Here is a 13,717-nt window from a genome sequence, read left to right on the forward strand (position 1 = left end):
GTATCTATGGAAGAGGTGCGCCGTAAGCTGTCCGTGCTCATTAACAATTACAATTACGCCCCATTCCTGCGGGCGTGCATCGACAGCGTTCTCGCGCAGGATCATTCCGAGTTCGAATTCGAAGTCGTAGTGGTTGATGATGGTTCGACGGACAATTCGCGTGAGATAATTGCGTCGTATGGCTCGCAGATTGTGTCCGTGTTGAAGGAAAATGGCGGCCAAGCCTCAAGCTTCAATGCCGGTTTTGCCGCTGCGACGGGTGAGATCATCTTCCTGCTCGATTCGGATGACGAATTCCTCCCGGGAAAGCTTCATCAGATTGCTCGGCTTTATGATCGTGACTCTTTGGACTGGTGCTTCGATCGGGTGACGACAATCGAGGGGGAGCGGCCGCCAGAAAATCTGGAGGTCCAGTTGTACGATCAACGTGATGCGATCCGTCGCGGATACTATCCATCAATCCCAGTACCGACGTCCGGTTTGAGCTTTCGACGGGATCTCCTTGAGCAGATCTTGCCAATGAAGACCGCTAAGGATGTCGTATTGAGTGATAACTATCTGAAATTTGCGGCAGTCTATCTTGGCAGGGGTTCCATAGTCTTGACGCCGCTCACCTTTCAGAGAATTCACCAGGCCAATCGATACACCGGCACGTTCAGGGCAAGCACCTTGCGTCCCAAGATCATGATTGCCACTGGCCTGGAGTTGGCCCGTCGCTACGCCGGACTTCAAACCCTTGGTAAAGGTTTGATTGCTGGAGGTATTGCCGAGGCCGGCACACCCTTCACGCAGCTCCGAAGAGAGGTTCAGCGCGCCTTGGCAGATAGTCCTTTTGGACGGGCTGCAGTATCGCAGATTGCAATGGCTGCGGCTCGGAAACGTCTGATCAGAAAATTGAAAGGCTACCGCAATGATAACCGGACATGAGATGGACGCCGTGCAGTCGGCTGACAAAAAGATCTGGCGCATAACCGTTGCTGTGCTGACCTATCGGCGGCCGGAAGGTATCATAAAGCTCCTGAATTCGCTGATAAGCCAGGAGCGGAATCCAGCCCGACCCTACTATATGACGGTTTTGGTCGTTGATAACGATGCGACCGAAAGCAGCCGTGGTCTTGTGGAAGGTTTCGATACGAAAGGGGCCTTCGATCTCGTTTATGCAGTGGAGCCGCGCCAAGGTATCCCTGTCGCGCGCAATCACGCTCTGGATAAGGCGCCGCAACCCGCACCGGATACCGGCGAGTTGTTGGATCCCGACTATTTTTGTTTTCTCGACGATGACGAATGGGCAACCGAGGGCTGGATGGACGCGATGCTTGACACCTGCATCAGGTCGCAAGCTGATTGCGTTTACGGCTACGTCGTACCCGTCTATCCGGAAAATCCACCGGAATACTGGGTCAAGGCGCGCGTATTTGAGAGCGCCCGGAACCAGGAAGGAGGACGGATCGACTATGCAGCGTCCAATAATGTCATGTTCGACTACAAATTGGTGAGATCGTGGAACCTTCGCTTTGAAGAAAAGATGCTGAATACCGGTGGCACAGACTACCTTTTCTTCAACCAGGCGGTAAAACTCGGGATGAAAATCGTTTGGACCGAGCGCGCCATGGTCTATGATATCATTCCGCTGAAGCGGATGACGTGGAAGTGGGTGCTCCAGCGACAGTACCGGCTTGGCAATACCTTTGCGGTGAGCGAGGTATTGCACGGAAATCGCAAGCAGCGCCTTTACCGGCTGATGTACGGCATCACGCGGACAGGGTTAGGCGTAGCCATGTTGCCGACCCTAGCGGTATCGCCCTATCTCGGAATGCGGGCGCTCACGCATTTGCTGCGGGGTGCTGGCGTCGTTACCGGTCTGTTTGGTCATTTCTATCAAGAATATCAGCCACCAAATGAGGCACAATCTTCGGCCGCTAATTAGGCGACAATATAATGAGCATAGATAGCCCGTACCATAATAACCCGCAGATGATCGCCCGGCGAGGTGCCGTCGTTTCGCGGTTTGCGATCAGAAAGGATCTTTTTGTTTACATCCTTCTGTCTGCAATGTTCTACATCGCTTTATGGCGAGGTACGGGCATGTGGTATGGCCTGCCTGCGAACTTCAACGACGGTAGTACGGGAAATATTCTGCCGCAGCAGATCATTCTTTACAGCTTGATCCCACTGACAGCTATTTATTCTCTTATCGAGCCACATCGGTTTATCGCATATCTCCGGCGTACCCCGCCTTTGTTGACGATAATCATCGTCCTGTGTCTCGCATCAGCAGCTCAATCTGTTCAACTGTCCGCCTCTCTGAAGGGGATAGTGGCTGTCGTCATCCTTACTCTGCCGCCCCTGCTGTTTCGTTTAAGATATGGCAGCGTTGAAACACTCAGAGTGGCCAAAAATTTTTGCATTGCCGCGATTTTCGCCAACGTCCTTTACACCTTCGCGTTTCCTCAGTTCGCCGTGATGTCGGGAAACGATTATGACGGCATGGTCAAAGGACTTTTTTATCATAAGAATGAGTTGGGGCAGTTCTGCGCTGTCGCATTCATTATCATATTGGACATGAAATCGCCGCTGAGGAGATTGAGTTACGACATGCTAGTTCGTAACACAGCTCTTCTGCTGACGATACTCCTCGTCATGTTGGCGCGATCCTCGACGGCGATTGTAATGATTGGCGTCGGTACATCGATGCTGATTGGTTTGAGAGTGATAAGCGCGGTCGGAAACATCACTGTAAAATCTCTCTTCGTCCTTCTCTTTTGTATCTTGCTCGGCTTAATGGGATCTCTGGCCTATCTCGGCGTTGCCGAAGCTGTCGCAAGTGCTTTTGGCAAGGACCTGACATTCTCCGGCCGTTCGAATATCTGGGATCAGCTTTTACCGCTTGTCTACGAGCGTCCTTTTCTGGGGTATGGATTTTCCACGTTTCGGCAGCCGGATATTGTGAAGGAATATGTTCACGTTACCTTTGAGGCGAAGTCTACCCACAACTCGTACCTAGAACTTGCTCTGAGTATTGGGATTCCGGCGACGGTATTGTGGACAGTCTATGTATTGTCGCGCGTGTATCTAAAGACTGTCATGACGCAAAGCACAGTTCAGATGAGGGCGGCGCAATCGAAGGAGGCTGTGATCCTGCTTCTTATTGCTATTGGAGGGCTTACAGAAGCCGCAATGATGCTTTCCCCTTCACTCGTGTGGCCGATGATGGTTGCCGCTCTGCCGTTAACTTGCGCTCCGATCATCCTGAAAACGAAAAGGCGACAACGATGAGCGCGAGCACATGCGAGCCGAAACAAAATCGCAAAATTCTGGCAGTGTCATCAGGAGGAGGCCATTGGGATGAGCTGATTGCTCTGCGCGGGGCATTCGATGAGGCAAACGTCGTATTCGCGACGACGATTCCCGAGCTCTTGCAAAAATATTCCATCACTGACGGATATTGCCTTCCAGATTGCAACAGGAATGATGTGTGGATGTCCGTCCGCTGCTTCTTTTCGGCGTTTAGTCTTGTTTTTCGATCTAGGGCAGATGTCGTCATTTCGACGGGCGCGGCTCCTGGACTGTTCTGCTTGCTGGCCGCACGGATCATGGGCAAGAAAACAATCTGGATAGATAGCATCGCAAACGCCGAAGAACTGTCGATGTCCGGAAAGTTGGCCGGTTTTGTAGCAACGACGTGGCTTACACAATGGCAACATCTGGCTCGCCCATCTGGACCTTATTTTGCAGGAGCGGTACTTTGATCTTGATTACGGTCGGCACGCAATTGCCGTTCAATCGCCTCGTTAAGGCGCTTGATGAAATGGCTCCGAGCATTTCTACTCCCATGTTCGCTCAGATCGGAAAAGGTGAATATAAGCCCCACAATTTCGAGTGGGTGGAGACGATCGCCCCACTGGAGATGGACGGCGTATTTGCTAGGACATCATTGATCGTATCCCATGCGGGAACCGGGACCGTTCTTGCAGCCAAGAGGTTCAAGAAGCCGATCATTTTGTTTCCCCGGCGCGCCGCATTTGGTGAACACAGGAATGACCACCAATTGGCAACTGCTGGCCAGCTTAACGGGAGACCGGGAATACGTGTCGCCTATACAGAAACCGAATTGGCTGAGCTTATTGCTTGCCCTCGGGCTGAAACAACCGAATCAGGCCCGACCATCGCGCCGGCGGCGAAGCTTGTAGACTATCTTCGGTCGGTTATTGGGTAGTGTCAGGTGAGCGAGATCGGTCAAATGACGGCAGAAGGAATACGAAATGCCATTGGTTGTTTATGAGATTTGTCGTACGCCGTACACGCCGCTGCCTTGAAATGAGCCCACGCTAAGTTTGTCATCGACATTGCTGTACAGGAGGCTGGATGCTTTCGCCGAATTCACCTGCCGTGTTGGCGGTATCTCAAATCGATGATCAGTCCGAAAGGATTGATTTCGAGAAGCTTTTTGCGATAGCGCGTCGCCAGTGGCGTGTCGTTGGGATCTGTGTTGCGTTTTTCGCCGTATTGGCGGTTGTCTACCTTTTGACCACTGCCCCATATTTTACCGCGTCGACCAGCGTTCTGATCGATCGGGGCAACTCGGAACTGATAAATCAATTATCTTCGCTGGGCGCGCCGATAGATGACGAAACCGCGTTACTGAGCGAAATTCAGCTTTTTCAATCTGATACAATCGCGCTCGCGGTCGTTGACAACCTCAAGCTTGCCGATGATCCAGACTTCATGGCTTCGGATTTTTCATTCACGCAGCTCTTAAAGTCAATTTTGAACTTCAACTCTTGGTTTGCCAGCGCGGACCTAGTAACGGCGGCAGAAGATAGGCGACAAGCTGCGGCCGGTCGCCTGAATGACAATATGGATGTAGAGCGCGTTGGAAAGTCATATGCGCTATCGATCGGATATACGTCGCGCTCGCCGGACCAAGCAGCGGATATAGCGAATGCACTTGCTGATGCATATTTGGTAGACAAGCTGAATTCAAAATTTGAAGCGACGAGTCGGGCAAGCGGTTGGCTGCAAGAGCGTATTGATGAGCTTAAGCAAAAGGCTCTTGAGTCCGATTTGGCAGTGCAAAAATTCCGGACCGACCACGGTCTTGTTGCCACGGATGGAAATTTGCTGACAGACCAGCAACTTTCTGAGCTCAGCAGCAATCTCATTAAAGCCCAGGCAGACACTGCGCGCGCTCAGGCGAAGTTTGACCGTATCCGTAAAATTATCGATGCGGGTCAGATGGATGCAATTGTGACCGACGTACTCGACAATTCTCCGTCAAACGACATTCGCAAGAAGTATCTTGAAGATTCGAAGCTTGCAGCAGAGATTTCAGCTCGTCTTGGGCCAGAACATGAGCAAGTGGTGCGGCTTAGAGCGGAAATGGAAGAATATAAACGCCAGATGTTCGACGAACTTAATCGTATCGCCGAAAGCTATAAAAGTGATCTGGAGGTCTCGCAGACCAGGCAGAAATCCCTGGAGGACAGTGTCGCAAAAGCAACTCAGGTAAGCGCCGCCGCTGGAGAAACTCAGGTTGAGTTGCGCGAACTCGAGCGCAAGGCGGACTCGTATCGAAACCTGTACCAGAGTTTTCTGACACGTTTCCAAGAGGCGGTACAACAACAGTCATTTCCTATAACCGACGCGAGGGTGATCACCCGCGCGCAAAGTCCAGACAAACCAAGCGCACCTAAAAAACCGCTGGTTCTAGCGGTCGCGATTTTCCTCGGGCTGGCTGCAGGAAGCGCGATTGGGGCCTTTCGCGAATTCCGTGATCGTTTCTTCCGCACAGGCGACCAAGTACGAGAGATCCTGGGGCTTGAGTATCTGGGGCACGTTCCGAAGGTGGTTGCCGAAGAATTCAAGGTTTCTTCGGAGCAGTTACCTCGACACGTTCGGAAGATCAGTGGGCTCCATGAGTATGTCGTTCAACATTCTCTATCCGCTTTTGCGGAAACGCTTCGCAATGCAAAGGTCGCCGCAGATATCGAGAACCCCATGCGGCAGACCAAGATCATCGGTGTGGTCTCTTGCCTGCCATCCGAAGGAAAATCAACTCTCGCCATCAATTTCGCACAACTCCTTGCAAATCAAGGAGCTCGGACACTTCTCATTGATGGCGACCTCAGAAATCCCGGAGCGACGAGAGCTCTTGGACAACATGCAGCCAATGGGCTTTTGGAGGCGCTGCTTCAAGACAGATCCATGGATGAGCTGATCTTGACCGACCCGACCACAGCCCTTTCATTTCTGCCGGCGGTGGTCAAATATCGGGTGCCGCACTCCTCAGATGTGCTGGCCTCGGCGACGATGGCCAATCTCCTGAGTGAGGCCGCAAAGCGGTTCGATTACATCATCCTGGATCTGCCCCCGCTTGGGCCTGTTGTCGATGCGCGTGCGGTTAGCCATCTACTCGACACGGTGTTGCTGGTGGTGGAATGGGGTAAGACCTCGCGCCGGATTGTACAATCGATAATGGCTGAGCAGCCCGAGATAAGAAAACGATGCGCAGGTGTAATTCTTAACAAGGTTGATCTGGACAAAATTAAACTTTACAGATCTCACGGGTCAAGTGAGTATTACTTCAGCCGTTATTCGAATTATTATCAAGAAAACTAAAGGTCTATTGACTTGATGGTCAGTCATAATGACTCCATCGATCGTGAGCATAGTGTTGGCTGTTGTTTGGGAGTTTGATGTGGACTTGGGAGTCGCGGTTGATCAAACGAAGTGAGATACGTGCTTTAACTGGATTTCGCGGAATTGCCGCTCTTGTGGTTGCCTGCTATCATTTTGCTCGTGGCTTTGGAGAGAATTCATTCTTCGTTGTAAGCTCGGGTTATATTGCAGTAGATGCGTTCTTTGTTCTTAGCGGCTATGTGCTGGCATATAACTATGCGGAGACTTTCTCCGACCGCTTTGACGGAAACGATTATCGCGATTTCTTAATCAAGCGCATATGCCGGATATACCCGGCGTATCTTGCGATTTTGGTCCTCGCCACGGTCAAAGTAAGCGCGAATTTGGGTGGTGGCGGATCACCCATGGTTCTCAGCGCGTGGGACGCTTTCTGCAATATTCTTATGCTGACTGGTTGGGGATTGCATGCCACCCCGATCATCGGCGTTTCCTGGTCAGTAAGCGCTGAACTCTTTTGCTATCTGTTGTTTCCGCTATTCGCGTTGCTAACGAAGGGCAATGTCCCATTCTTATGTACGGTTGCTGCGGCATTTTTTGGCGGCATTGTCTCCCTCGCACAACTAGGTTTGGGTGTTCAGGGGCCGATGGATATCGTCTCTCCAGATCAGTCCTATTCGTTGCTACGAGCAGCATTCGGATTTGGCCTAGGTGTTATTGGATATTCCATCGCAGCCAAGACGGCACTAGGAAATCGGACATTAGTTACCCGCCTTTTGCCTGTTTGTATTTGTATTTTGGCTGTCAGCTGGTACTTCGACGAAACGGATTTGATCAAATATGCCTTGCTCGTTTGCCTCGTGTGGTTGATCGCGCAAGGATCCCGAATTGGCGAAGGGGTGTTCGGCAATCGAATTGTCTATTTCGTTGGAGAAATATCATATTCATTATACTTGATTCATCCGCTACTCGTTTCATTCTCGGTGAAGCTGGCCAAGCGTCTTTCTGTGCTGCTCGGTTCGGAAATTGCTTTCGTTTTCGCACTTTCCGCGTATCTGTTGCTCGCTATTGCTCTGTCTTATGTGTCTTACCGCGCATTTGAGCTCAAGGGAAAGAAACTCATGCTCAAGCTTCTGCTTCCTCGTCGACGACCGGCCACTTGATAGCAGCAGATACAGCTCTCGCCGGAGTCGGCGTGCGACTTTGGCGATTTTGGCATTCGCACTGCACCATAGTCGAACTCTAAGATTTTCGACCTGACGGGATTGCTTCCGGATGCGACGAATCCACATTTTAGTTCGTGGCTATAAAGCCAGTTCGTAAGACCGTACCGGTGTTCCACTCCCACATTGTCCTCGCCGCCCTGATCTGTGATCGCCTATCCATGGACGAGCAACGGGAGTTTCTCCATGGAGAGTACATTGGAGTTTCTCACGTCCAGGAATCCTGGACGTGAGGTTCACCGGCACTGGCCGGACGAGGTGAAGGCGCGGATCGTTTCGGAGAGCCTTCGGCCCGGCGCGATGGTCAATGAGGTCACAGAGCGACACGGCCTGAAGCCAAACCACCTCTCGACTTGGAGAACGATGGCACGGCAGGGGAAGCTGGTTCTGCCTGCCCCCGAGGACGCGGTGGAGTTCGCAGCGGTGATCGTTGATCCACCCGCTTCGGAGCTGCCGATCAAAAAAGTCATTCGTCGCCGACCAACGTAACGTCGTTCTCGTCGGCGGCACGACCCGCCTTACGGAAGCAACACGGTGTGCGGTCCAGGTTTTTCCTTGACCCGTGGGCATACCCATTCGATTGAGCGACGCGGCGATGTGTTCATCGGACCAACGTCCTGCCATGCTCCGCATCACTGCTGGAGCATTGTCCGTTGTGGCGCACCCGTGTTCTCCCGTCTGGGGCTTGCGAACCTTGAGCTCCGAATGCTGGCTGCCGATTCCGATGAAGCCGCCCCTTCATTCCGAGATGATTGCGCCCCCGGATTCCGGGATGATCTCGCCCCCTTGAGGCTGGGGTCCTGCTGGCTGTGATTGTTGTCAGTTCATTCGTGTAGCGAGTCAAGATTTCCGACGCTGATTCTCATGCCAGGCTGACACCGGGAGCTGGCTGGTGATGATGGTGGAGCGACGCCCGTAGCGGTCCTCGAGGATTTCCAGGAGATCATGCCGCGCCTGGTCATTGAGCGGCTCAAGACCCCAGTCGTCGAGGATCAGGAGTTGGACATGGCCAAGGGTGCGCTGGAGCCTGGCGTAGCGGCCGTCGCCATGAGCCAAGGCGAGATTGGCGAAGAGGCGTGGGACACGCTGATAGAGAACAGAGCGATCATCGCGGCAGGCTTTATGCCCGAGTGCGCAGGCCAACCAGCTTTTGCCGACGCCGGACGGTCCGCAGATTGCAAGATTGTCGTGAGCATCGATCCAGTCGCCGCCGATCAGCTTCATGAACAGCGCCCGATCAAGGCCACGCTCGCTGCGGTAATCGACATCCTCTGGCACAGCGTGATGACGAAGCTTAGCAAAGCGCAGTCGAGCGGCAAGCTTTCGATCGTGGCGGGAACTCCATTCTCGCTCGAGCAGAAGTCCGAGCCATTCGGCATGGGAGAGTTGCTCGCTCTCACCGTTGGTGAGCAACTCGTTGAAGGCTTTGGCCATGCCGGTCAGGCCCATGTCGGTCAGTTTATCAAGTGTGGGATGCGCAAGCATATGACTTCTCCTCAGTGGTAATAGCGGGGACCGCGGATGTTGGAGTGGGTGATCGGCTCGGATGATGCTGAGCTTGATGACGCCGAAGATCGATCGAGATGATTGTCGAGAATGGAGCGCACCGAGCCGTAGGTTCGAGCGCCGATTTCCAAAGCCCGGCCGCAGGCTGCATTGACCCTCCCGCGTTCAAAGGTTTTGACGAGGCGGATGATGCCCAGGCAGGCCCGGTAGCCTTGTTCGGGATGCGGCCGGTCAGCCAGAATGCGCTCGCAAAGCAATGCGACGTCCGATCCGATTGCCGATGCTTCACGATTGATGCGCTCGATCGTCCAGTCGGCAAAACGACGATGAGAGGATGGCATGTGCTCCGGTGTCGTCGTGTGCTTGCCATTGCCGCTCGAGCGTCTGTGGGCGGCGATCCGTTCACCTTTGTGGAAGATCTCGATCGTGTTGGCCGTGATCCGCGTCTCGACCTGCTCACGGGCAAAGCGATAGGGTACGGAGTAAAAGTGCTTGTCGATGTCGACATGATAATCGAGACCGGCGCGGCGGATCTTCCATTCAGCAAAGACATACCGCTCGACTGGAAGCGGTCGCAGAGCTGGGTATCAAGCTCATCGAACAACTGCCGTCTTGTGCGCCCGACGCGGCGTAGAACACGCCGCTCGTTCAAATCGGCGAGCAGTTCGACGATTGCCGCGTTGACGTCGCCAAGACTGTAGAAGATGCGATGGCGCAGCCGCCCCAGCAACCAGCGTTCGACAATGCGAACCGCGGCTTCGACTTTCGCCTTATCGCGCGGACGACGCGGCCGTGTCGGCAAAACGGCACTACCGTAATGAGCCGCCATGCCGGTGTAGGTGCGGTTGACCTGCGGATCAAAATGGCATGCCTTGATGACGGCAACCTTGGCATTGTCCGGGACGAGCAATGCCGGAGCCCCGCCCAAAGCCTCAAGCGCCAGCAGATGGCATTCGATCCAGTCTGGAAGCGTTTCGCTCCAGCGGGCATGCGCAAACGAAAGGCTCGATGCCCCGAGCACCGCAACGAACAGATGGGCCTGCCGCGTTTTCCCCGACAGCCGATCGATGACCACCGTGACCGTGTCGCCAGCATAGTCAACAAAGAGCTTTTCGCCAGCCGCATGGTCCTGGCGCATCGTCACCGGCAACTTCAGGGCCCAGCTACGATAAAGATCGCAGTAGCGGCTATAGCGATATCCGTCAGGATGAAGGCCGATATATTCGTCCCAGAGGATCTGCAGCGTCACATGCTTGCGTTTCAGCTCGTGATGAACCTGCGCCCAATCCGGCTCGGCGCTGCGACGGTGTCCCGTCTTCGTGCCTGCGGCCTTGTATAGAGCCGCCTCAAGTGTCGCGTCGCTGATATCCTCCCCAAGTGGCCAGGACAAGCCTGCGATCTCGACACGGCGTAGCGTCTCGCGCACCGTCGAGGGAGCCGCACCGACCCGCAACGCAATCGACTTGTGACCAAGCCCATCTTCAAATCTGTATCTCAAAATCTCGCGGACACGCCGCATCTTTAGTCTCTCCGCCGGCATCGCGTTCCTTCCTCTCAGCGCAACTGAAAGGTCGAACGTCTCACCAGCAGGACACCTCCACAAACGCCGCCATAAGGGGGCGGCATCATCTTGGAACAAGGGGGCGGTTAATTCTCGGAATTGGGGGGCGGCATCATTTCGGAATCAGGGGGCGACATGCCTCGGAATTTGCAGAAGCTTCGCCGCGAGGAGGTGCTCAGCTTTTTCGCCAAGTTGCCGCCTTGTGTTGTCGGAATGGAGGCATGCGCCTCGTCGCATCACTGGGCACGCGAGATTCGCGCTCTTGGCCATGACGCCCGAATGATCCCCGCTTCGTATGTGAAGCCCTATGTCGCGCGTCAAAAGAACGACGCAGCGGACGCCGCGGCGATCTGCGAAGCAGTGACGCGACCGGCAGTTCGCACCGCTCCGATCAAGTCGCTGGCGCAACAAGCGTCGCGCGTGCTGCATCGCACACACGAACTACTTTCGCGGCAGCGTGTTTCGCTGATCAATGCAATACGCGGTCACATGGCTGAGTTCGGTGTGATCGCGCCCACTGGTCATCAACATGTTGGTTCGCTGATCGAGCGGATATCCGAGCCAAAGACGCCGATCCCAGATGCGGTTCGAGCGCCGCTAGGTATCCTGGTCGATGAGTACGTCGCCTTGAACACGCGGATTAACGCTCTCGAAGCTCAGATGCGGAAGAATTGCCGCGAAGAGCCTGAATCCGCCAGGTTGCTCAGCATCCCAGGCGTCGGCCCAATCACTGTCAGCGCCATATTGGCTGGAGTGCCGGACATCCGCGGTTTTCGATCGGGTCGCGACTTCGCCGCATGGCTTGGACTTGTGCCACGTCAGAACTCGAGCGGTGGCAAAGAGCGGTTGGGCCGTATTACCAAGATGGGTGATCGCACTATCCGACGTCTCCTGGTCATCAGCGCGATGTCTACGATACGCTGGTCAAGGAGTAAGCAGAACTTCGCTCAAAGTTGGCTGGGGCGCATTATCGCTCGCAAGCCGATCAAACTCGCGGCCGTTGCCTTGGCAAACAAAATGGCAAGGATCATTTGGGCGGTGATGACGCGCGAGGAGACCTACCGACCGGCATAAGTATCGATCGCCAGGATCAGCCGGGTCCTGGCGGTTGTGGTGCAACGGCGCTCAATGGAAAGATGACGCGACAGTTGTTAGACGAGATCGGCACACCCAGTAGACGTGTAGGCGCTTCGAGCGCGTGAGCTTGTTATGGACCCGATCCGCGGATCTCATCTGGGCCGGCGGCCGAGTATGCCGCCTTTATGTAGGCCGGACACATGCAAGCCGCCGACTTTCGCGCATTTCTCAAATAAGCCTCTTGCATCACGGGAGCCATCCACACATGCAGGTTTCCATCAGCGAGGCGATGGTCGCCCAGTTCTCGGCTCCAGCATCATGCCCCGCAAAAAGAGCATTCTTCCTATCTAACGCAATGCCCCGTTCATTCTGCCCATGTCGGCGATGAAGTTGAGGTTCTTTATCGTTGGCATCCGTATTTCGGCCAAAAGGTTTCCATCTGTCGCGTCGAAGAACGAGCAACAGGTCGGCTTCTGAAGGTTTTAAGGCCGACAGGCGTCGTCATCGCGATCTCAGAGTGGATCATTGACCCTGTGGTGTGCCGTGGCATGACCATGGGAACGCCACGTGTCGATCTTGCGACGCTAATCGAATTGAACAGGCTGGTCTCTGGCGGCACCAAAGCGGCACTCTTCCGAAGTGGACGTAGAATCACTCAGGAGGACCATGATGAGATCCCGCAATACGCTGATGCCGGCGTCGGGCCGGCAGCTCGACCTGATATTCAAAACCCGGTCGCTCGACAGTCTGAGCGACAAGGATCGCAAGAAGGCGATTTCAACGCTGGCTTGCCTGCTGATGGAGGCCGCAGGTCTCGTCGTCGAGGAGCTCAACGATGACCAACAGTGATTTGATTCCGACGGCGCTCCTCACTCGCAAGGCCGTTGTTACGGGCACGGCAAGCCGGTTGGCACCTGGGAGGTGATGATCCTTGACTATCACGAAGGTTACATCAGTTGGGACGAATACGAGCGCAACCAACAGCAATTGGCGCTCAATAATTATGGCCGCTCGGGCGGGACTAAATCGGGCCGTGGCGGCAGAGCGTTATTGTCGGGTCTTCTAACCTGCGGACGGTGTGGGCGGCGGCTGAGTGTTGCCTATACGGGCAATCCACATAGTCCTGTCTATCACTGCGACAAGCAGAATCTAATGATGGGCTTGCGCCGATGTATGACGTTCGGTGGCCCGAAGGTCGATGCGGCGGTTGCGCGCGAGTTGTTGCGCGCGGTAGAACCATTAGCGATCGAGGCGACTTTTGAAGCAGAGCGGATGCACCGGGAGCGACAGGAAGAACAGCGCCACATTCACGATCTGGAACTGCGGCAGGCCCGCTACGAGGCAAGCCTCGCCGAGCGCCGCTATGCGGCATGCGATCCAGACAACCGCCTGATTGCTGCACAGCTTGAGAAGAATTGGGAAACGGCGCTACGCCGCGTCCGTGATCTGGAAGTGCGCAGGCCTGCCGAAAGTCCTTCAACCATCGAAGTTGACCCCGGCACTTTCGCAAACCTCGCCGACAATCTGCAGGCGGCCTGGGAGTCGCTGGATGTCACCATGCGCGTTGGAGTGCCCCCCATTTCGCCGGACAGATCAGCTATTGAGACAATGCTTTGATGAACTCCCTTGGGGAGGCCATTTTCAGCGCTGAGTGTGGGTGGATTTCATTATAGTCTTCGATCCATCCGTCGATCTTCCGGAGGGCTGTTGCGGC

11 protein-coding genes and 4 pseudogenes are annotated in these 13,717 nt (G+C 54.6%); 11 read left to right on the plus strand and 4 right to left on the minus strand.

Going from position 1 to position 13,717, the window contains the following annotated elements:
- Positions 1-6: 6 nt before the first annotated feature.
- From AC1DUP_RS32485 to AC1DUP_RS32520, 8 genes are all read left to right on the plus strand, one after another.
- Positions 7-927 (plus strand): glycosyltransferase family 2 protein, encoded by a 921-nt coding sequence (locus AC1DUP_RS32485; protein WP_477836794.1) that lies wholly within the window; start codon positions 7-9, stop codon positions 925-927.
- A 1-nt stretch (position 928) separates the two neighbouring features.
- On the plus strand, positions 929-1,927 hold the full coding sequence (locus tag AC1DUP_RS32490) for a glycosyltransferase (RefSeq protein WP_477836795.1): 999 nt from the start codon (positions 929-931) through the stop codon (positions 1,925-1,927).
- 11 nt (positions 1,928-1,938) lie between these two features.
- Complete coding sequence (locus AC1DUP_RS32495; protein WP_477836796.1) at positions 1,939-3,276, plus strand: O-antigen ligase family protein; 1,338 nt, start codon at positions 1,939-1,941, stop codon at positions 3,274-3,276.
- Positions 3,273-3,749 (plus strand): glucuronosyltransferase, encoded by a 477-nt coding sequence (locus AC1DUP_RS32500; protein ID WP_477836797.1) that lies wholly within the window; start codon positions 3,273-3,275, stop codon positions 3,747-3,749. The genes AC1DUP_RS32495 and AC1DUP_RS32500 overlap by 4 nt, the downstream gene beginning before the upstream one ends.
- Positions 3,746-4,216, plus strand: coding sequence for a glycosyltransferase (locus AC1DUP_RS32505; protein WP_477836798.1), 471 nt, complete (start codon positions 3,746-3,748; stop codon positions 4,214-4,216). Before AC1DUP_RS32500 ends, AC1DUP_RS32505 begins: the two co-directional genes overlap by 4 nt.
- Positions 4,217-4,365: 149 nt before the next feature.
- Positions 4,366-6,618: a polysaccharide biosynthesis tyrosine autokinase gene (locus AC1DUP_RS32510; RefSeq protein ID WP_477836799.1), complete on the plus strand. Its 2,253-nt coding sequence runs from the start codon at positions 4,366-4,368 to the stop codon at positions 6,616-6,618.
- A gap of 98 nt (positions 6,619-6,716) precedes the next feature.
- Positions 6,717-7,799, plus strand: a complete 1,083-nt coding sequence (locus tag AC1DUP_RS32515; RefSeq protein ID WP_477836800.1) for an acyltransferase family protein — start codon at positions 6,717-6,719, stop codon at positions 7,797-7,799.
- A gap of 246 nt (positions 7,800-8,045) precedes the next feature.
- Positions 8,046-8,348: a transposase gene (locus tag AC1DUP_RS32520; protein WP_477836801.1), complete on the plus strand. Its 303-nt coding sequence runs from the start codon at positions 8,046-8,048 to the stop codon at positions 8,346-8,348.
- A gap of 21 nt (positions 8,349-8,369) precedes the next feature.
- On the opposite strand, the pseudogene AC1DUP_RS32525 reads toward AC1DUP_RS32520, so the two are convergent.
- The 3 pseudogenes from AC1DUP_RS32525 to istA form a co-directional block, all read right to left on the minus strand.
- Positions 8,370-8,576 (minus strand): annotated as a pseudogene (locus tag AC1DUP_RS32525) (recombinase family protein); the annotation flags it as partial.
- Between the two features lie 144 nt (positions 8,577-8,720).
- Positions 8,721-9,344: pseudogene (gene istB / locus AC1DUP_RS32530) on the minus strand (IS21-like element ISRel16 family helper ATPase IstB); the annotation flags it as partial.
- Between the two features lie 11 nt (positions 9,345-9,355).
- Positions 9,356-10,884: pseudogene (istA, locus tag AC1DUP_RS32535) on the minus strand (IS21 family transposase).
- Between the two features lie 177 nt (positions 10,885-11,061).
- Here istA and AC1DUP_RS32540 point away from each other — a divergent pair.
- The 3 genes and pseudogenes from AC1DUP_RS32540 to AC1DUP_RS32550 form a co-directional block, all read left to right on the plus strand.
- Positions 11,062-12,000, plus strand: coding sequence for an IS110 family RNA-guided transposase (locus AC1DUP_RS32540; RefSeq protein ID WP_477836802.1), 939 nt, complete (start codon positions 11,062-11,064; stop codon positions 11,998-12,000).
- Positions 12,001-12,672: 672 nt separating this feature from the next.
- Complete coding sequence (locus AC1DUP_RS32545; protein ID WP_477836803.1) at positions 12,673-12,852, plus strand: hypothetical protein; 180 nt, start codon at positions 12,673-12,675, stop codon at positions 12,850-12,852.
- A 33-nt stretch (positions 12,853-12,885) separates the two neighbouring features.
- Positions 12,886-13,620: pseudogene (locus AC1DUP_RS32550) on the plus strand (recombinase zinc ribbon domain-containing protein); the annotation flags it as partial.
- On the opposite strand, the gene AC1DUP_RS32555 reads toward AC1DUP_RS32550, so the two are convergent.
- Positions 13,601-13,717 (minus strand): integrase core domain-containing protein (locus tag AC1DUP_RS32555; protein ID WP_477835395.1); only part of this gene is annotated, 117 nt, incomplete at its 5' end. The pseudogene AC1DUP_RS32550 and the gene AC1DUP_RS32555 overlap by 20 nt on opposite strands.

The sequence above is a fragment of the Rhizobium sp. 01L419 genome (assembly GCF_056400025.1).

What these genes read in the sequence shown, in the direction of transcription:
- AC1DUP_RS32485 (WP_477836794.1), top strand. Translation starts at nt 7, where the DNA reads ATGGAAGAGGTGCGCCGTAAGCTGTCCGTGCTCATTAACAATTACAAT.
- AC1DUP_RS32490 (WP_477836795.1), top strand. Translation starts at nt 929, where the DNA reads ATGGACGCCGTGCAGTCGGCTGACAAAAAGATCTGGCGCATAACCGTT.
- AC1DUP_RS32495 (WP_477836796.1), top strand. Translation starts at nt 1,939, where the DNA reads ATGAGCATAGATAGCCCGTACCATAATAACCCGCAGATGATCGCCCGG.
- AC1DUP_RS32500 (WP_477836797.1), top strand. Translation starts at nt 3,273, where the DNA reads ATGAGCGCGAGCACATGCGAGCCGAAACAAAATCGCAAAATTCTGGCA.
- AC1DUP_RS32510 (WP_477836799.1), top strand. Translation starts at nt 4,366, where the DNA reads ATGCTTTCGCCGAATTCACCTGCCGTGTTGGCGGTATCTCAAATCGAT.
- AC1DUP_RS32520 (WP_477836801.1), top strand. Translation starts at nt 8,046, where the DNA reads ATGGAGAGTACATTGGAGTTTCTCACGTCCAGGAATCCTGGACGTGAG.
- AC1DUP_RS32540 (WP_477836802.1), top strand. Translation starts at nt 11,062, where the DNA reads ATGCCTCGGAATTTGCAGAAGCTTCGCCGCGAGGAGGTGCTCAGCTTT.
- AC1DUP_RS32545 (WP_477836803.1), top strand. Translation starts at nt 12,673, where the DNA reads ATGAGATCCCGCAATACGCTGATGCCGGCGTCGGGCCGGCAGCTCGAC.